20 protein-coding genes are annotated in these 17,683 nt (G+C 59.6%); 8 read left to right on the top strand and 12 right to left on the bottom strand.

The window, feature by feature from the left end; translation table 11 throughout:
- Positions 1-30: 30 nt before the first annotated feature.
- The gene (rpe, locus tag RBB81_RS02420; protein ID WP_353073885.1) at positions 31-708 is read right to left on the bottom strand and encodes a ribulose-phosphate 3-epimerase; all 678 of its coding nucleotides are present in this window, start codon (positions 706-708) and stop codon (positions 31-33) included.
- A 124-nt stretch (positions 709-832) separates the two neighbouring features.
- On the opposite strand from rpe, the gene RBB81_RS02415 reads away from it, so the two are divergent.
- Together RBB81_RS02415 and RBB81_RS02410 are read left to right on the top strand one after the other, a co-directional pair.
- The gene (locus RBB81_RS02415; protein ID WP_353072589.1) at positions 833-1,402 is read left to right on the top strand and encodes a linear amide C-N hydrolase; all 570 of its coding nucleotides are present in this window, start codon (positions 833-835) and stop codon (positions 1,400-1,402) included.
- Complete coding sequence (locus RBB81_RS02410; RefSeq protein WP_353072588.1) at positions 1,284-1,775, top strand: linear amide C-N hydrolase; 492 nt, start codon at positions 1,284-1,286, stop codon at positions 1,773-1,775. The genes RBB81_RS02415 and RBB81_RS02410 overlap by 119 nt, the downstream gene beginning before the upstream one ends.
- A gap of 262 nt (positions 1,776-2,037) precedes the next feature.
- On the opposite strand, the gene RBB81_RS02405 is transcribed toward RBB81_RS02410, so the two are convergent.
- Both RBB81_RS02405 and RBB81_RS02400 read right to left on the bottom strand, forming a co-directional pair.
- Positions 2,038-3,576, bottom strand: coding sequence for a carboxylesterase/lipase family protein (locus RBB81_RS02405; protein ID WP_353072587.1), 1,539 nt, complete (start codon positions 3,574-3,576; stop codon positions 2,038-2,040).
- Positions 3,577-3,630: 54 nt separating this feature from the next.
- A complete protein-coding gene (locus tag RBB81_RS02400) occupies positions 3,631-3,984 on the bottom strand; it encodes an STAS domain-containing protein (RefSeq protein ID WP_183791347.1) in 354 nt (117 codons plus the stop codon).
- 311 nt (positions 3,985-4,295) lie between these two features.
- Between RBB81_RS02400 and RBB81_RS02395 the strand changes: the two genes are divergently transcribed.
- On the top strand, positions 4,296-4,640 hold the full coding sequence (locus tag RBB81_RS02395) for a hypothetical protein (RefSeq protein WP_183791348.1): 345 nt from the start codon (positions 4,296-4,298) through the stop codon (positions 4,638-4,640).
- A 246-nt stretch (positions 4,641-4,886) separates the two neighbouring features.
- Here RBB81_RS02395 and RBB81_RS02390 read toward each other — a convergent pair whose 3' ends face one another.
- A complete protein-coding gene (locus tag RBB81_RS02390; RefSeq protein WP_353072586.1) occupies positions 4,887-6,266 on the bottom strand; it encodes an excinuclease ABC subunit C in 1,380 nt (459 codons plus the stop codon).
- A gap of 385 nt (positions 6,267-6,651) precedes the next feature.
- Positions 6,652-8,043 carry a TldD/PmbA family protein gene (locus tag RBB81_RS02385; RefSeq protein ID WP_353072585.1) on the bottom strand — a complete coding sequence of 464 codons (1,392 nt, stop codon included), beginning with the start codon at positions 8,041-8,043 and terminating at the stop codon, positions 6,652-6,654.
- A gap of 147 nt (positions 8,044-8,190) precedes the next feature.
- On the opposite strand from RBB81_RS02385, the gene RBB81_RS02380 reads away from it, so the two are divergent.
- Complete coding sequence (locus RBB81_RS02380; RefSeq protein WP_353072584.1) at positions 8,191-8,622, top strand: ester cyclase; 432 nt, start codon at positions 8,191-8,193, stop codon at positions 8,620-8,622.
- Between the two features lie 103 nt (positions 8,623-8,725).
- Here the strand turns inward: RBB81_RS02380 and RBB81_RS02375 are convergent, their stop codons facing one another.
- From RBB81_RS02375 to RBB81_RS02360, 4 genes are all read right to left on the bottom strand, one after another.
- Positions 8,726-9,034 carry a hypothetical protein gene (locus tag RBB81_RS02375; protein WP_179586318.1) on the bottom strand — a complete coding sequence of 103 codons (309 nt, stop codon included), beginning with the start codon at positions 9,032-9,034 and terminating at the stop codon, positions 8,726-8,728.
- A gap of 102 nt (positions 9,035-9,136) precedes the next feature.
- Positions 9,137-9,445, bottom strand: a complete 309-nt coding sequence (locus RBB81_RS02370) for a hypothetical protein (protein ID WP_179586315.1) — start codon at positions 9,443-9,445, stop codon at positions 9,137-9,139.
- The gene (gene tldD / locus RBB81_RS02365; protein ID WP_353072583.1) at positions 9,445-10,887 is read right to left on the bottom strand and encodes a metalloprotease TldD; all 1,443 of its coding nucleotides are present in this window, start codon (positions 10,885-10,887) and stop codon (positions 9,445-9,447) included. The genes RBB81_RS02370 and tldD overlap by 1 nt, the downstream gene beginning before the upstream one ends.
- A gap of 119 nt (positions 10,888-11,006) precedes the next feature.
- On the bottom strand, positions 11,007-11,891 hold the full coding sequence (locus RBB81_RS02360; protein ID WP_353072582.1) for a glycoside hydrolase domain-containing protein: 885 nt from the start codon (positions 11,889-11,891) through the stop codon (positions 11,007-11,009).
- A gap of 90 nt (positions 11,892-11,981) precedes the next feature.
- Here RBB81_RS02360 and RBB81_RS02355 point away from each other — a divergent pair, with 90 nt between their 5' ends.
- The 3 genes from RBB81_RS02355 (at position 11,982) to RBB81_RS02345 (ending at position 14,628) form a co-directional block, all read left to right on the top strand.
- Positions 11,982-12,515: a YfiT family bacillithiol transferase gene (locus RBB81_RS02355; protein WP_179586309.1), complete on the top strand. Its 534-nt coding sequence runs from the start codon at positions 11,982-11,984 to the stop codon at positions 12,513-12,515.
- A 14-nt stretch (positions 12,516-12,529) separates the two neighbouring features.
- Positions 12,530-12,952: a GNAT family N-acetyltransferase gene (locus RBB81_RS02350; RefSeq protein ID WP_353072581.1), complete on the top strand. Its 423-nt coding sequence runs from the start codon at positions 12,530-12,532 to the stop codon at positions 12,950-12,952.
- A 74-nt stretch (positions 12,953-13,026) separates the two neighbouring features.
- Positions 13,027-14,628, top strand: a complete 1,602-nt coding sequence (locus tag RBB81_RS02345) for a hypothetical protein (protein ID WP_353072580.1) — start codon at positions 13,027-13,029, stop codon at positions 14,626-14,628.
- Positions 14,629-14,634: 6 nt separating this feature from the next.
- Here the strand turns inward: RBB81_RS02345 and RBB81_RS02340 are convergent, their stop codons facing one another.
- Together RBB81_RS02340 and rpmE are read right to left on the bottom strand one after the other, a co-directional pair.
- A complete protein-coding gene (locus RBB81_RS02340; protein WP_353072579.1) occupies positions 14,635-15,927 on the bottom strand; it encodes a tRNA dihydrouridine synthase in 1,293 nt (430 codons plus the stop codon).
- Positions 15,928-16,022: 95 nt separating this feature from the next.
- On the bottom strand, positions 16,023-16,259 hold the full coding sequence (gene rpmE, locus RBB81_RS02335; RefSeq protein ID WP_179586303.1) for a 50S ribosomal protein L31: 237 nt from the start codon (positions 16,257-16,259) through the stop codon (positions 16,023-16,025).
- A 199-nt stretch (positions 16,260-16,458) separates the two neighbouring features.
- Here rpmE and RBB81_RS02330 point away from each other — a divergent pair, with 199 nt between their 5' ends.
- Positions 16,459-17,214 (top strand): ATP-binding protein, encoded by a 756-nt coding sequence (locus RBB81_RS02330; RefSeq protein WP_183791359.1) that lies wholly within the window; start codon positions 16,459-16,461, stop codon positions 17,212-17,214.
- 70 nt (positions 17,215-17,284) lie between these two features.
- Here RBB81_RS02330 and RBB81_RS02325 read toward each other — a convergent pair whose 3' ends face one another.
- The gene (locus tag RBB81_RS02325; protein WP_183791361.1) at positions 17,285-17,449 is read right to left on the bottom strand and encodes a hypothetical protein; all 165 of its coding nucleotides are present in this window, start codon (positions 17,447-17,449) and stop codon (positions 17,285-17,287) included.
- Positions 17,450-17,683: the final 234 nt, after the last annotated feature.

The raw sequence follows: 17,683 nt of genomic DNA, 5'->3' as shown, positions 1-17,683 counted from the left end.
ACCTTACTACTCGCGCGACTTCGGCCGCGCTTATGCCACTTGTACAGAGCCGGCTGCCCGGGCGATTTTGAGAAATTCGACGGCGTTCTGCTCGGTTTTGCCGGGGCTGAAGATGGCTGAGCCGGCGACGAGCATGTCGGCTCCTGCTTCGACGACCTGAGCGACGGTATCGTGAGCGACCCCGCCGTCAACTTCGATGCGAAAGTTGAGGCCCATCTCCTCGCGCAGTTCGGCGAGGTGGGCGATCTTGTCGAGCGCCAGGGGCAGGAACTTCTGGCCGCCGAAGCCTGGATTGACGCTCATGACCAGCACATGGTGCAGCATCGGAAGGACTTCTATCAGCGTATCGACCGGAGTTGCGGGGTTGAGGACGACGGCCGGGAGCATGCCGTGGAGGATGATCTGCTGGAGGGTGCGATGGAGGTGGCGGCAGACCTCCTGGTGAACGCTCATCATGTCTGCGCCTGCCTCGGCGAAGTCGTGGATGAAGTTGTCGGGATTATCGACCATCATGTGGCAGTCAAGGGGAAGACTGGTGATGGGGCGCAGCGCCTTGACGACGGGTGGGCCGAAGGTGATGTTGGGGACGAAGTGGCCGTCCATGATGTCGACGTGGAGGAGGGTGGCTCCGCCGAGCTCCACGAGGGCGACTTCGTCGGCGAGGTGGGCGAAGTCTGCGGCGAGGATGGATGCTGCCAGTTCGATCACGGGGTTCGCTCCTGAGGAGAGTTTAGCAGCGCTAGTCATGAATTTTCTTTGACTGAAGTGCAGGAGCGGAAGTAGCCCGTTATATGCTTGCCGAATTAGTGCCGGGGGAGGTTTTATGGCGAGGATGATTCGTTGGATTTGTTCCTTCCTTGTTGTTCTGACTGTTTTACCTGGCGCAGAGGTGCGCATCCTGGCGTGTACGCGGGCTGTTTACCTTGGGCCGGGCGGCGAAGTGATTACCTCTCGCTCGATGGATTGGAAGGTGGATGTAGGCACGAATCTGTGGATACTGCCTCGCGAGATGGAGCGGAACGGGGAGGTGGGAGCGCAGTCGTTGGAATGGAGATCGAAGTACGGAAGCGTGGTGGCTACTGGATATGACGTTTCAACGACGGATGGGATGAATGAGAAGGGGATGGTGGCGAATCTGCTCTGGCTGGTGGAGTCGGAGTATCCGAAGCCGGTCGCAGGGAAGCCCGGGCTGGCGATCTCACTATGGGCACAGTGGGTGCTGGACAAACTTCGCAACAGTGGCCGAGGCAGTGGACGCTCTGGAACACGAACCCTTTACATTGGTGACCGCGAATGTTCCGGGCGAAAAAAGGCTCGCTACATTGCATCTCTCGATGTCGGATGCGACCGGCGACAGCGCGATTGTGGAGTACATCGATGGCAAACAGACGATTCACCATGACCGCAAGTATCAGGTGATGACGAATTCCCCGGCGTTCGATCAGCAGCTGGCGCTGGATACGTATTGGAAGGGCATTGGCGGAACGGTTATGCTTCCAGGAACGAACCGCGCTGCGGACAGGTTTGCACGGGCTTCTTTCTACATCAACGCAATCCCACAGGGAGAGAGTCCGGATATTACGGTTGCCAGCGTCTTCAGCGTGATCCGGAATGTCTCGGTGCCTTACGGGCTTACGACGCCGGAGGAGCCGAACATCTCATCGACGCGATGGAGAACGGTGGCCGATCAGAAGAGAATGATTTTATTTCTTCGAGTCTGCGGTGACACCGAATACGTTCTGGATGAACTTCAAGGATATCGATTTCTCCGCTGAGACCGGGAAGGTGGAGAAGCTTGACCTGGGAAAGAACCAGAGTCATGTCTATGCCGGGAATGCTGTAAACGATTTTGTGGCGAGCAAGCCGTTCAAGTTTCTTGGGCTCCCGTAGGCCGTGCGTGAGTGGGTGATAGTCCCACGATTCACCGCTGTCGACCGGTCAGCTCGGGGGGCGCGAAGTCTCCGGGAGGCTGGATGCTAGCAGTTCGATGACGCACTTAGTCTTTTGTCGCTAGTGGGGCCTGTGAGCTATTGAGTGTTACAGGCTTTCGTTCCATAGCTTGAGCTCAGCGGCTTGCGGCGCCTGTTCCACGCGGCTTTCGGCGTTGGCATTCGCTCCGAAGACCATGGTCGACCGGCTTTGTTGGTCGTATAGCGGCCACGCGGGAAGTCCGGGTGCCGCTGGAGTTTCGCCGCAGATGAAGGCGGACCAGGCAGCGTGCATCTGTTTGCCCAGGCAGGCTTCTGATGCGGCATCGGCAACCTGCTTGTGCGGGTGATTCCAGACCATGCCGACATCGAGCGAGTGATAGGCGTTGCCTTTGAGCCTGCCGCTGGTCTCCTGGAACTCCAACTCGTAGACGTACGCGCTGCCGCCGCCTTTGAGATGCGCCTCTGCGACGCGGATGGAAGGGATCCAGTACTCCTCTGCCGTGACGGCGCGAATGCGGCGCTCCTCGACGCTGAGTTGCGGATAGATGTCCTTGTAGTGTTGATAGACAGCATCGAACTTCGCAACACTCATGTTGCCGAGCTGAATCGACGTTGCATCTTTGGCCGGATGTGGCCCGATGAAGATAGCGCTCTCTTCGCGGTTGGTACCGAGGAGCAGCCTCTTGCCACGGGCCGAACCGCTGGCGATGGTCTCCACGGGAAGTCGCGGAATCAGAGGTCCATCGAGCTCGGCGCGTAGCGGGAAGTGCTGCGGCCAGGTTTCGATGAATTGCTGCTGTGCCTGGATTAATGCGGTTCCTGCTGCCGTCTTCAGGTTCGCGATGGTTTCGCCGGATTGCTTCTGCCAGAGATCTCCGAAGCCTTTTGAGATCTCTGCGCTCGCCGCACGATCCCAGATGCGTTCGGCTCCGCCGCTCTCGGAGATCATCTGGTGGAACAGTGGCTGGGCCGAGGGAATGCCCATCAAGGTACCGATCAACTTGGCGCCTGCAGATTCACCACCGATGGTTACGCGAGCAGGATCGCCGCCGAAGGCACTGATGTTCTCCTGTATCCAGGCGAGCCCGGTCATCAGGTCATGCAGCGCGTTGTTCGCGGTTCCTGTGTATTGCTGACCGAGGAGGGGTTCGTAGTCCAGGAAGCCGAAGATGCCGAGGCGATACTCGACAGAGATGCTGATGATACCTTCGCGGGCGAAGTCCGTGCCGTCATACATAGGCTCGAAGGCGTGGCCGTCGGTGAAGCCTCCACCGTGGATCCATACAAAGATGGGAAATGGCCCGCTGCCTTCGGGTGCCCAGATGTTCAGGTAGAGACAGTCCTCGCTGTGAGGTACGTCCAGCTGTTTATGCTGCATGGGGGCGGCGGAGAACTTAGTCGCATCACGTTCGCTTTTCCAAGGGGCCACCTTTTCTGTTGGGAGAAAGCGCAGCGGTCCCACAGGTGGCTCGGCAAAGGGCACGCCACGGAAGACGCGGACCCCATCGCTGCTTTCGCCACGCAAACTTCCGCTTGGCGTGCGAACAATGGCGGGCGCGACGGGAGTGAATGCGAAAAGACGTCGGGTGCTGAGAGAACATGCGGCAAGCGAGGTGTTTGCCAGGAAGCTTCGGCGAGTGATCATAGGCATCGTCGATCAGTGTAGCTGCCTGGCGTCGTGACAACCTATGATCAGCGCTTAGGCGACGGTGATTCCATGCTCCTCCGCGGAGCTGAGAGTCGACAGCAGATTGGTCATCTTCAACAGATTCCGCAACTGCTTGCCGAGGTGCAGCAGCTGGAACTCGCATCCTGCGCCTTTCGCATGAGCATAGAGCCGCACAATCGTGCCTAGCCCCATACTGTCCACATAGGTGAGGTCTTCGAGATCGAGTATGAGCACTTTGCTGCTGGAGGCAACTTCCTTCAGGTCCTGATAAAAGCCATCCGTGAGACCAGCCACCAAGCGGCCATGGCACTTCACAACGGCGGTCTCACCTTCACGTTTAATGTCATAGGTTAGCGGTTTGGCGGGGGCTACTTCTTCAGGCATGTGGCAGCTCCATGGAGTAGGAATGGATACATTGAGACAATAATCCTACCGGAGCATTCTTGCATACTGGGCATTCCTTCTCGTGACGAGCTTGCGATGCTCGAACTCGATCATTTGGGGTTGCCTACTGGGTGCAAGTTTACCGGTGAGGATCGACGCGTCGGCGTTCACAGCGTCTGTAGCGGATGCAAATACTTGCGCAGGATTCCTTTCGGTCGCATAACTGAGCCAGTGGGATCTCCCCAGCGGTAGAAGCCGGCATCCAATGCGTTGGCGGCGATCAACGCTGCTGTCGTAGAAAAGGAGATCGAATGAACGGATTTCACACGAATCTATTAAGGACAATGGCGGTGGCAGCGGCATTCAGTATGGCTGCGGTTGCGGTACCTTGTGTGGCGGCAACGAGCGTGATGGCAGTTCAGGACCAGGATCACCGGGATCACGTTGATCAGGACCAGGCACAACAGTACCGCAACAACAGCTTCTACACTTTGGGTAATCGCGAAGGATACGAGGACTACCAGGCGAAGTCGCAGCGCAAGGAGCACAATCACAAGTACCGGAACGATGAGGACCGCAAGGCCCACGACTATGGCTATAAGCAGGGATGGCAGGGGCAGCGGGCTACCAACGGAGATAACGATCGCCCCCACTAGAGCCTGGGGTTGAAGCTGCTCGCAGAAAACGACTCGTCCCCTGGGTGGGGGACGGTTGCTGTACGGTGGGAAGCGAGAGCGGCCGAGCGGAGTGAGATACTCCGTATTCCCCGACTGACTCCTTAGTCTGGCTGAAGAGACGAAATCTCTCCGTTGTCTGCTGGACTGGGATTAATACCTATCTTTGTTCGGCTACTTAAAGGTCGAATTGAATACTCGCGGCAATCGTGCTGTTTGAGGGCGCGGCTAGCGATGCTTGGGCAAAACAGGTACGACTCTTTCGACGTCGGGGCGGCCTTCGTGGAGGATCTTGGTTTTGATTCCTTTTGCGGCTTCCTTGGCGGCGTCGCGCTGGGTTTCGGCCATGGGTTTGGGGTCGCCGAGGACCATGCGGGCGGCGCCGCGCAGGATCTTGCGGATGGGCCACGCGCCCTTGTCGCCCCCGTCTTCGTTGGGGAAGAAGATCTCGCCGTTGCGCTGCTTTTCGGGGCGATAGTACCAGCGGCGCAGGAGCGAGAGATGGTCGCTGAGGAGAGCGAGGTCGTTGGATGGTTCGGCGCGCTTTTCGAGGAGAGAGAGGACGTAAGCGGCGCGATTCTCCGGCGAGTCGGAGGCCGTGGACTCGCCTTCGAGTGGCACGGCCTGCAGCATGAGTGGTTGCGCGAAGAGGGAGCTGCCGACGCTGGTTTGTTCGCGGACAGCGCGGACGCCGAGTGTGGAGAGGCGTTCGGGGCCGACGATGCAGCCGCCGTTGAGGAGGAACGCGGCCGCTTGTTCCGTGTGCTCCGTCTCCTGGGCGGCTGTCTGTACGATGATGGCCTTCAGTCGCGGGATGGGGCGTACGATCCAGTCGGCGAGCGCCTGTGCGGCTTTCACCTTCTGCCATTGAGCGTGGAGGGCGGCGGCCTTTTCGAACTTCATTGCGGAGGAGGCCTCTTCGCGTTCGAGCCCGATGGCGATGATCATGCTATCGCCTCGGGTGTCGAAGAATTTCTTTACGGCTTCGGATTCGGCTGCGTACTCTTCGGCCGTGCAGGCTTGCTTGCAGGGTTCGATGCACTTGTTCATCTCGCCGTAGACGCAGCCGGGGTGGTCGGGGTAGGGCGCGAGATCTTCGTAGCAGCGGCGGAGCTTGAAGAGATCGAGGACCGCGTCGCAGTAGCGCTCGGCGGCGAGGCGCGAGGGGAAGGGGCCGTACATCTGGGCGAGGCCGCGCTTCGATAGCTTGTTAGTGGAGTAGACGCGAGGGAAGGCGTTCTCCATGGTCATGCGCAGAAAGTAAGGCGTGTGGAGCTTGAGGCGGCGGCGCGCTTCGGTGTATCCGAACTGCGCGGCGGTGGCCTGGTAGAGGACGAGGGAGGACTCGAAGGCGGAGCCAGTGACGCAGTACTCGATACGCGCTACTTTTTCGCGAAGGTTGAGGCGCTTGGATTGCGACTCGGGTGGATCGAGCAGACGACGCATGCGGCGGCGCAGGTCTGTGGTTTGGGTGAGGTAGGGTGCGTCTTCCTTGCGTGCGCCGCAGAGGGCGAAGACGCCGGGAAGCGAGGGGATGGTGCGGAGGATCTCGTCTGCGTGGCCCGGAGTGAAGTCTAGAACGTGTTCGAAATGGAAGCTGGTTGTCACAGATGGATTGTAGTCGCAAAATTTTGCAGCGGCTAAGATGGATTGTTTGATTCTGCGTGAGGGCTAAAGTGTTCAACGTCGAGCCGCAAGAGCAATGGGATGCGCAGGAGCCGCTGAATTTGAAAAGCACGCTGCCAGAGAGCTAAGAAGGGTGATTAAAGATACTTCATGGGCTGGCGGCGCGTTGCTCTTGTGCATCCTTTGCATCGTCCCGTTTGCAGCAGGCCACCCACTCCATCGTTATTGGGAGCGAACGAGATTTTTGATCTATGTCGCAGAGGTATTGCTGATCTGGTTCGTCATCAAAGTAGGGTTCGTATGGTCTGCTTGGCAGAGCGCACGTGAAACAAGACGCGAGTTTGGCGATCCTTTGTAGCGTCTAAAGCTAAGCGCCTGCGATCATCATGCCTTCGATGCGCATGGTGGGGGCGGCGCTGGCTCCGCGGAAGACGAGATCGTTGCCGATGGCGACGATGTTTTTGTACATGTCTTTCAGGTTGCCGGCGATGGTGATCTCTTCGACAGGGTAGGCGAGTTCGCCGTTTTCGATCCAGAGGCCGCTGGCCCCCTGCGAATAATCGCCGGTGACGAGGTTGACGCCGAAGCCCATGGTCTCGGTGACGTAGAGGCCGGATTTGATGTCGCCGATGATCTGCTCGGGGGTGAGCGTACCGGCTTCGAGGAAGAAGTTGCCTGCGCCGATGCCGGGGTTACCGGCGAGTCCGCGTGAGGCGTTGCCGCTGGACTTCATGTTGAGCTTGCGCGCGGTGTAGGTGTTGCTGACGTAGTTCTTCAGGATGCCGCGTTCGACCAGCACGGTGCGGCGCGTGGGCAGACCTTCACCGTCGAAGGGACGGGTGCCGAAGCCGCCGATGCCTGCTCCATCTTCGAAACGGTGAATGATCGTGCCGTCGTCGATGACGGTGATGTTTTCGCCAGCGACCTGCTCGCCCAGCATGCCGCTGAAGAAGGAGGCATTGCGATAGATGGCGTCGCCGTTGGCCGCGTCGAAGATGTTGCCGATGATCGAGCGTGCGATCTCGGGCGAGAAGACGACGGGGGCCTTCTGGGTTTTGACCTGGCGCGCGCCGAGTCGCTTGAGGGTGCGGCGTGCGGCTTCGTGGCCGATCTCCTCGGGGTTCTCGAGTTTGGTGACGGTGCGTGAGTTCGAGAACCAGTAGTTGCGCTGCATGTTGCCCTTCTCGTCGTGGGCGATGGGTGCGGCGGAGAATCCGCAGTAGCTGCGGCGGTATTCTCCGGTGAAGCCGCGGGAGTTCATCAGGATCTTGTGCGAGGTGGAGGTGTCGAAGTCGCCGCCGCCGGAGTTTTGGATGCGGACGTCGTAGGCCATCGCGGCGGCCTCGGTGCGGCGTGCAATCTCGATGCGCTCGGCGGGCGGCATCTCATTCACGTCATCGAAATAGAGGTGCTGATCTTCTTCGATCTGGCCGAATTCATGTGCTTCGGGCAGACCGGCGAACGGGTCTTCGCTGGTGATCTTCGCAAGGGTAATTGCTCCCTCTACCAAACGCGCAATGCTTTCGCTTGAAAAATCGGAAGACGAGGTGCTGGCGGTGCGCTGGCCGATGAAGACGCGCAAACCAACTGCACGCGAACCCGATTCTTTCAGGGTTTCGACCTGTCCCAGTCGAACCAGCGCTGAAAATTCGTCGCCTTCGTAGACGACGGCCTCGGCATCGGTGGCTCCAGCCTTGAGTGCGTGGCTGAGGACATCGGAGGCAAGCTGGTGGAGGTTCGTGGTCGTCTGGGTTGGCATGGTCTCTTCAGGATAATTGGTTTGAGCTGACTTTTCTGACAGCTGCAATAAGGATACCTCTGGTTGGAGAAGAGAGACGATGAGTGAGTTGGGAGGTGGCTGATATGATCCACGGTGTTATTTCACACGCTAAACCAGGAGATACGAGTGTCAGAGTCTGGGAGTGTATCTGGGAACGTCGCAGTCATCGCCAGGTTTTTGGAAGAGGTCATCAATCAGGGGCGGTTGGAGCAAGCTGACGAACTTGTCGCGGTCGACTTTGTCGAGCTTGATCCTCTTTCGGGTCAGCGGCAAGGACGAGAGGGTTTGAAAGAGGTCATTGGGATGATGCGCACCGCATTCCCCGATATTCACTGGGTTGCGGACGAGACGGTAGCTAGTGGAGACAAGGTTGTCACTCGCTTCACATGGACCGGTACGCATCGAGGGACGTTTCTCGGTGTTCCCGCTACGGGCAGGAGAGTCAACGTCAAAGGTGTCGTCATCGACCGCCTGGTCGGGGGCAAGATGATGGACAGTCGAATCCTGATGGATAACTTGACGATGATGCAGGAGCTTGGCGTCATACCAAGGGCATAGCGACGGATCGCGCAGCTATTGATGCGATCGTGCGTGGGTTTGCCCTTGTAGATGATCGTCAGGAACGATGGCCCCGGCTGGAGCTAAAACTAAGCGAACACCGTTAGCGAACAGGGGAAGCGGAGGGGCGCGCCTGGCGGCCGTCTGTGGCTTTGAGGAAGTACATGCCGGCGGCACAGTACTCGGAGTCGCTCTTCAGCTTGTGCTCGATGTGTGTAGCAGGACCATCTTCAGAGCGCCGCTTGAAGAGCTTAACCGCGCCACCGCAGCTCATGCAGCGGAACTCGGTGTCGTTGTCTTCAAGCGCGACCGTGATGGGCTTCACCTTCCAGAACGACTCGTAACCACCGGCTGCTCGGACACGGCGACGCTTCACTTCACATTCGTAAAACTTTTCACGTTCGACTGCCATGGGATACCTCGAGAGATTCGGTGCGGTTGGTCGTACGTTAGCCGTACTTTCAGATGTCGTGCGCAGAGAGCCTGGGAAAAGTTGGTGCAGAGATGCAGGTCGTTACTCTACGGGATGCTGGGAAGGTCTGGGCTCGCGGCCGTCGGTTGCCTTCTTGAAGAGGATTCCGTTAGGGCAATACTCGGAGTCGGCCGGAGACTTGTGTTCCACGTAAGGGACGGTGCCGGTCTTGCCGTTGCGGCCGAGCAGCTTGACCTCGCCGAAGCAATCTTTGCAGCGAAACTCGGTGTCGTTGTCGACGAGCGCGACGGCTACGGGCTTGACCTTCCAGAAGGGCTCATAGCCTCCGCCGGCCTTTACGCGGCGGCGTTTTACTTCGCACTCATAGATCTTTTCGCGTTCGACAGCCATTATTGTCCCGTTCCCCCGACCGTCATGCGGTCGAGCTTTACTGTGGGCATGCCTACGCCGACCGGCACACTTTGCCCCGCCTTGCCGCAGGTGCCGATGCCTTCGTCGAGTGCCAGATCGTTGCCGACCATCGACACATACTTCAATGCTTCAGGGCCGTTGCCGATCAGCGTTGCACCCTTCACGGGGCGTGTTACCTTGCCGTCTTCGATCAAATAGGCTTCGCTGGCCGAGAAGACGAACTTGCCGTTGGTGATGTCGACCTGTCCTCCGCCGAAGTTCACGGCGTAGAGGCCGCGCTTGACGCTCCGGATGATGTCCTCGGGCATGTCTTCCCCATTCAACATATAGGTGTTGGTCATGCGCGGCATGGGGATGTGGTGATAGCTCTCGCGGCGTCCGCTGCCGGTGTTTGGCATGCCCATCAGGCGGGAGTTGAGCTTGTCGGAGAGGAAGCCTTTGAGGATGCCGTTTTCGATGAGAACGGTCTCCTGCGTGGGGTTTCCCTCATCATCCATATTGATAGACCCGCGGCGGCCAGGCATCAGGCCGTTGTCGACGACGGTGACCTTGGGGCTTGCAACCTGCTGGCCAATGAGTCCGGCGAAGGCTGAGGTCTTCTTGCGGTTGAAGTCGGCTTCGAGCCCGTGGCCTACGGCTTCATGCAGCAGAACGCCGGGCCAGCCGGGGCCGAGGACGACGGGCATCTCGCCTGCAGGTGCTTCGATCGCGCTGAGTTGCAGGATTGCGGTTCGTGCGGCCTCGCGAGCGTGATGCTCGGGCGATTTGTCGCCTTCGAAAAAATCCATCGTGACGCGTCCGCCTCCGCCGCTAGTGCCGCGTGCGGTGTTTACGCCGTCTTTGGCGATGACGAAGACGTTGAGACGCGCGAGGGGTTGAGTGTCGGAGGCGAAGGTGCCGTCCGAGGCTGCGACGAGGATGCGGCGGAGTTCGTCGTTGAAGCCGGCGCGAACCTGGGTGATGCGGGAGTCGTAGGCTCGGGCGGCTTTGTCGGCGCGCTGGATCAGGGCCAGCTTAGCGGCGATCTCGGCGTCGCTGGTGGCTCCGGCGACTGGGTAGAGGGAGGGTGTGTCGGTCTGGCGAAATCCGCTCATCAGCTCCTTGGCCGGGCCGCTGGCGATCAGGGCTGCGGTTCGGGCTGCGCGGAGCAGGCGCTCGCTTGAAAGATCGTCGGTGTAGGCGTAGCCGGTGCGCTCGCCCGAGACGACGCGGATGCCGCATCCAACGCTGATACCTTGACTCGCCGACTTGACCAGGGACTCGTCGATTCCCAGCGAGGTTGACGTAACCGACTCAAAGTAAAGGTCCGCATACTCGCCACCGGCTGAAAGGGCCTCTCCCAGGCAGCGTTCCATCAGGCGTTCCGACAGACCAAGTTTTTCGATGAAGTAGCGTTTGTGGTCGGGTGCGGGTATGGTCATCTAGATTGATTCTAGGCTTCCAATGGAGCCGCGGCAAATAACACTCTTGCGGAGGTGCGGCGGGAGTATGCCTATCGACCTCTCTTTTTCGGGAAAATCCGCGAGCTTTTGGGTCGGTTTCAGCGTCCCTGCGAGGGGTCGGCGGAGCCTGAAACGCTGAGATCGAGTGGCAGATTCGGCAGGCCGGAAGCGTAGCAGTTGCCGTCGGCGGCGTAGGTTGCGCTGCAGGCGGCAGTTATCTCCTTGCGTCTTGGAGATTGAGCGTATTGCCACACTGCGATGTCCGGGGTACCGCTGGAGTCGAACCGAGGAGGCTGCAGGCTGCATCCATTGGCGGGTGGGCAGGCGTCCTGATAGACCCACATCGCAACCTGGTGAAGGTGTTGAGCGGCGACTTGCTCGCGAATATCCTGAACCGTGGTGATGGTCTTGCCCGGGCCGTCGCCGACTGGCTGGCCGCTGCCATAGACCCCGGGGAGATAGCCTGATTTAGCTACTGCCTCTGTCCACGCAAGAAGATACGCCGACTGATCCGCGGTGAGGCGACCGCCTTCCTCCTGATCCAAAAAGATGATCGTCTGAGCAGGAAAGTGTTCGCGCTCGGCTGCGGCGACTGCGGCTGTGGCGTCCCTGGCTCCGAGCGTGACCGGTGGCGTTCCGGATCGCCTGGCTTTCTTGATCTCCGACTCAAGCCGGCCGTTGAACAGTACGAGGAAGCCGAAGCCGTTGCGCCTCAAAGTCTCGCGCTTGCCAACCCAGCCGTTCTGCCTTTCGCCGGGCGGGTTGTTGAGCCAATATCCGACGAAGGCGAAGTGTCTTTGCAGGGCAGGCAGTGCTTGGTCCCCTGGATAGTCGTTGCTGTCGAAGCCGACATACTCGCGGACCGCGCCGTTGGATCGGCTCGCGTCTGTAACCGCATGATTCGAGGCCGAAGCAGGGTACTGCTGCGCGTACACAGGAGTGGTGGCAAAGAGTAGTGCAAGGCGTAGTGCTGAAAATCGCATAGGAAAGCTTCGAGGCACACAACGGAATCTTCATAGAAGGTTACACAATTTCGTGTGCTAAGTTGCTGGTAGAGGTATGGAGGCGAGGCCATGGCGCAGATTGATGTAGACCCGAGGTTCCCCATAGGTGTTTTCGAAGCGCCAACATCCATCTCTGCAGACGAGCGAACCGGGGCCGTTGCTTCGCTCGCTGAGCTGCCCGAACAACTGCGCAATGCCGTGGACGGATTGAGTTCGGCTCAGTTGGGTACGCCGTATCGCGAAGGCGGATGGACGCTGCGACAGGTGGTTCATCATGTCGCGGATAGCCACATGAACGCCTTCGTCCGGGTGAAGCTTGCGCTGACTGAGGACTGGCCGGCGGTCAAATCGTACGACGAAGGCGCCTGGGCAAAGCTCCATGACATGGCGGCTCCGGTGGAGTGGTCGCTGGAGCTGGTGGAAGCCCTTCATGCCCGCTGGGTGATGCTGTTGCAGTCTCTCGACGAACAGCAGTGGCAGCGCGGGTACCTCCATCCGGAGGATGGCCGCGTGACGGTGGAGATGTCAGCGCTGACCTACGCCTGGCACTCGCGCCATCACGTAGCTCACATCACGCATCTGCGTGCGAAAGAAGGATGGTAGCGGGCCGCCCGTCTATGTCCACCATTCAGATTGCTACGATGCCGAGCGAGATCGACCGCTGCTTTCCTGTGATGCGCCAGCTTCGACCCATGTTGGTTGCCGAGGAGTTCGTCGGACGCATTCAAACGCAGCAGGCCGAGGGGTATCAACTCGCTTTTCTGGAGTCGGACGGTGAGATCGTCTCAGTCGCTGGCTTCCGCATGCAGACTCTGCTGTGGAGCGGCAAGACGCTCTACGTGGATGATCTGGTAACGGACGAAGCGGCGCGCTCGAAGGGACATGGCGAGTCGATGATAACGTGGCTGATTGCGCTGGCGAAGGAGGCAGGATGCACCACCTTCATGCTCGACTCGGGAACGCACCGGCATGAGGCGCACGCATTCTACTTCCGGCACGGCCTGCGCATCTCCGACTATCACTTCAAGCTTTCGTTGTAGATCGCGAGAGCTTTTCAGGCTCGCAGATGTGCTAACGTTCGGCTATGCCGCCAAGAGTCTCCTCCGCGGAGCCCGTGCAGACGGTAGAACAGATCACCGCTGCACTTGAATCCTTTTTAGCTGAATCTCCCCGTGCCGTGGTGCTGGAAGATGGCAAAGTCCTCTTCGACATGCGCGAGGCAAAGTACAAGCTTGCGACCGAGCACGGCCGGTGCACGCTGCATCTGTGGGGAGAGGACCGCAATCTCGTTCGACGAGTGAGTGGTACGACGCTTCGCAACGGAGTGCTGCGGCTGAGCACGCATCGGTTCGGACAGACCAAACCGCAGACGCTTGAACTTGTAACCGATCGCGATCGCCGTACACCTTCTACGCGGGAGGCGACGCGAGTGCGGTATCTGAAGGTGTTGGAGCGCGTTCTGCTGCGCAGTTTTCCTGAGTTCAAGGTGGATGGGCTTCGTACGGCGATGGATCTTGAGAAGAGCTTCGGGCCTGCATATGCGCGCGGATCGCTGATCCAGGGGCAAAAGGCCTGGGCTGTGATCGCCGTGAATGCAGAGGAGACCCAGGCGACCGTCGATGGAATTTTGACTCTGGGGATTCTATGGCTGCAGCACTGCCGCGACTCCGGGGATGGGCGAAGGCTGTATCAAGGATTGAAGCTGATCGTGCCGCGTGGAATGGCGATACTGACTCTTTCGCGAATGGCGTGGCTCAACCCGTCGGTTGCCCGGTGGGAGTTGTGGGAGTTGGACCAGAAGTCGGAAGAGTTGGAGCAGCGTGACGCGGCCGACCATGGCAACCTGACCACCCGTCTGATGCATGCTCCTAATGAGCAATCCGCACACGAGCGATTTGCCGAGTCCACGCTCCGTGTGATGACGCTCGTGCCGGAGACGATGCGCGCGGTGGTGGAGCAGCGTCTTCGCAGCGGCACGGAGCTAGCGTTTTTGCTGCACGGCCTGGAGTTTGCGCGGGTGCGAATGGGCTACGCGGGAAACTCGTTCAACAGTGCGCAGGAGATCACCTTCGGCGCCGGCGCGAACGAGACTCCCATGACCGAAGAGAATGTGAACGAGCTGCGCGAGCTGGTGGCGCGATTGTTTGCACGGCGCATCGCTGGCGGCGACAAGCGCAATCCACTCTACCGAATGCAGCCGGAGCGTTGGCTGGAGAGCGTGCTGAGGCGTGATTTGGAGCCGCTCGATGCGCGCCTCGATCCGAAGCATGTTTACACGCAGGTGCCTGCGTTCGCCGCCGCGGATCGTGGAATGCTCGACCTGCTCGGCATCACCGAAGACGGACGGTTGGCGGTCATTGAATTGAAGGCCGACGAAGACCTTCACCTCGCTCTGCAGGGGCTGGATTACTGGGTCCGGGTGCGATGGCACCATCTGCAGAATCCCGATAACACCACTGGGTTGGGAGAGTTTCAGCGGCACGGATACTTCGGCGGGCTGCGCTTGTCGGCCGAGCCTCCGCGACTTTATCTGGTGGCACCAGCGCTGAGAGTTCATCCTGCGACGGAAGTCGTGCTGCGGTACCTTTCACCGCGAGTCGAATGGAGTCTTATTGCGCTTGATGAGCGTTGGCGTGCGAAGGTGAAAGCTGTGTGGCGCAAACGGAACACAGACGCCGGGTCACACTCCACGCACGTGTTGCAGGGCAGAGTCTAGCCGCAATCAATCACAGTAGGCTGCGGAGGTGAGAAGCTGGCCGTCCTGCGTGACCATCTCGGGATGGGAAACGAGCTCGTCCGCGCGGTTCGAGAAGAAGCTTTCAATCGCGCCGAGAACTGCGTCGCCGTTCTTCGATTCGAAGATCTGCTTGCGTAGTGCGCCTCCGCCGGGAACGCCATGGGTAAACCAGCTGGCGAACTGCTTCATCTTGCCGACGCAGTCGCGGTGGCGCTGCTCGCGTGCGACCTGGCCTGCCGCGGTGATGGCCTCCGCGCGTGCTGCTTCGGCTCGCTCTTCGAGCGCGATCTCATCGACCAGCATCTGGAAGTAGGTGCGGATCATGCGATAGCGATCCTGGTCGGTGGGGTGATCGTAGGTACCGACGCCAGTGGCCTCTTTTGACGCCGTGTACTGCGCGATCTGCCGGAAGATCCAAGGATTCGAAGGAGCGGTGCGACCGATCATTACAGCGTCGCATCCGGTGACGTCGACCATGGCGGCGGCGTCCTCGGGAGTGCGGATGTCACCGTTGCCGATCACCGGAATCTTTACAGCGTCTTTCACCGCAGCGATGTACTCCCAGCGCGCCTGGCCGGTGTAGCCGTCTTCGCGGGTGCGGGCGTGCAGTGCAACGGCGTTCAGGCCGCAGTCCTCGGCCATCTTCGCAAGGTCGACGCAGACGATGTGCTTGTCGCTCCAACCCATGCGGAACTTTACGGTGAAGGGAATTGAAACGGCGGCACGTACGGTCTTGAAGATCGTCTCGATCAGGGGCAGATCGCGCAGCAGGCCGGAGCCTCCATTGCAGGCGACGACGCGCTTGGCCGGGCAGCCGAGATTCAGATCGACGATGTCGAAGCCAGCGTCCTGCACGATGCGCGCTGAGTCAGCGAGCGTTGCGGGGTTCGAGCCGAAGAGCTGCGCGGAGATGGGGTGCTCGTCGTCGTAGTAGGTCAGATAGCGTTTACGCTTGGTCTCGCGCATGCGGGAGAGGCCGTCGGCGGAGGTGAACTCCGTCATGATGAGGCCGCAGCCGGACTGCTGATTCGAAGTGACGCTGTCAATATTTGACGCCCGATCGACTGCGTCATCGGTCGCGCTCGTAAACTGGCTCGCGTTCTTGATGAAGCGGCGAAAGACTGTGTCGGTTACACCTGCCATGGGAGCAAGAACCGTCGCAGGAGCGATCTTCACGTTGCCGATGGTGAAGCTCGCAGGTACGCGGGAGTGCTCCGGCATCGCGTGTTCGGCCGGATCGTCCCAACGCTTCTGCTCGAGGGTGTAACGCTTCTTCATGGCGACAGCTGCTTGTGGTCCTTCTTGTGACTAGTTTAGACAAAACAAAGGCCTCCGCGTAGTGCGGAGGCCCCTGGGGTGATTTAGGCGTCCGCTTACTTCGCGGCGGTCTCTGCCTTGCCGGCATCCGACTTGGCGAACTTGCGGCGGAAGCGCTCGACGCGACCTGCGGTGTCGATCAGCTTCTGCTTGCCGGTGAAGAAAGGGTGGCAGGCGGAGCAGATTTCGACGACGATGTCGCCCTTATGCGTGGAGCGGGTCTCAAACGTGTTCCCGCAGGCGCATTTGACGTGGATGTTGTCGTACTTCGGGTGAATACCTTCTTTTGGCATGTTAACTATCCTTTTCTCAATCTTGGGGTATGCCTGCCGGCTCGCGGATCGCTTGCAACGGAAGAGTTCACGTCACATCGAAGGGCCTGTCGCGCCGCCGCTTGCGCCTTTTCGGAGCGCTCAAGCAGTTTCCTCAGTTTAACTCAGATTCGCACAGGGGGCAATTGGATTCAGATGCTGCCATACTGAGAGGACGGCCATGAGTGAAGTCTGCACGATATGCGGTGGGGCGGGGATGCTGATCCTGCAGGAGGATGGCAGGCAGTTCGTCAAAGACTGCGTCTGCCGGGTTCAGAGGCGCGCTGAGCGGATGCTGGGCCGGGCCCACATCCCGAAGCGGTACGAACACTGTTCGCTAGAGAGCTACGAGACGGACTTTCCCTCCTCAAATCGGTCGCTCACTCTGGCCCATCTGCGCGCAAGGAAGTTCGTCGACGGCTACCCGGTCGAGACGGCTGGAACCGGGCTGCTGATCACTGGTTCGATCGGCGTCGGAAAGACGCATCTGGCAGTGGGGATTCTGCAGGCGCTGGTGGCGGAACGCGGCGCAACCGGTCTCTTCTTCGACTACCGCGACCTGTTGAAGCAGGTGCAGAACAGCTACAACAATAAGGTCTCCGCCACCGAGCTCGAGGTACTGGCACCTGTCTTCGACGCCGAGGTTCTAGTGCTGGACGAACTCGGCGCGTCGAAGCCCACAGACTGGGTTTGGGACACGGTCGCACACATTCTAAACACCCGCTACAACGACCGCCGCACCACGATCATCACAACCAATTACGCGAACGCGGGCCCTCTTGGCACCGAGAGCGGCGTGCGTGGGGCGATGCGCGAGGAGACGCTCGGCGACAGGATCGGCGAACGGATGCGGTCCCGACTGCAGGAGATGTGTGTTGTCGTAGAGATGCAGGGCGAAGACTTCCGCCAGAAGGTCAAACGCGCCAGCTTTGCCTAAGCGATGTTATTTCAGGCATCGGTCGCTGTCGTTTGAAGCATGAGCTAACGCAACAGCGAGCCTAACGAATTTAGACCAGCGTGACCAGCAGAAACAGGCCGGCAGTAAGCGCGGCGAGCTGATACATGCGGTCTGCCGCGATGGGAACCGCGACCCCTTCGGCAACCCGCAGGCCGTTCTTAGGATCCAGGGGCGAGAACGGCAGCTCAGGCGAAAGATCGATTTGCTCGTTCATGCTTACCTCTCCTCGCGGTTCCGATCCGCTGCAGTCGGTCAAAGATCCGTCCAGGTGCAATTAGCCGACACCCTATAGATGTTCCTTAACGCGAGAATGCACCATGAAGTTCTGGTGTTGGCATGAAAATTCGTCGAAGTTTTTGTCGCGGACCCTCTATTGATTCCTTTTGGGGAGGTCAAGGGCGGCTGAACGAAAGAGCAGGTTCAGTTGGCAGTGGCATCCAGCGGTATA

The sequence above is a fragment of the Tunturibacter gelidoferens genome (assembly GCF_040358255.1).
In the GTDB taxonomy this organism is placed as follows: Bacteria; Acidobacteriota; Terriglobia; order Terriglobales; family Acidobacteriaceae; genus Edaphobacter; species Edaphobacter gelidiferens.
Note: the sequence above shows the minus strand (reverse complement) of the source record. Positions and strands in the feature narration are given on the sequence as shown.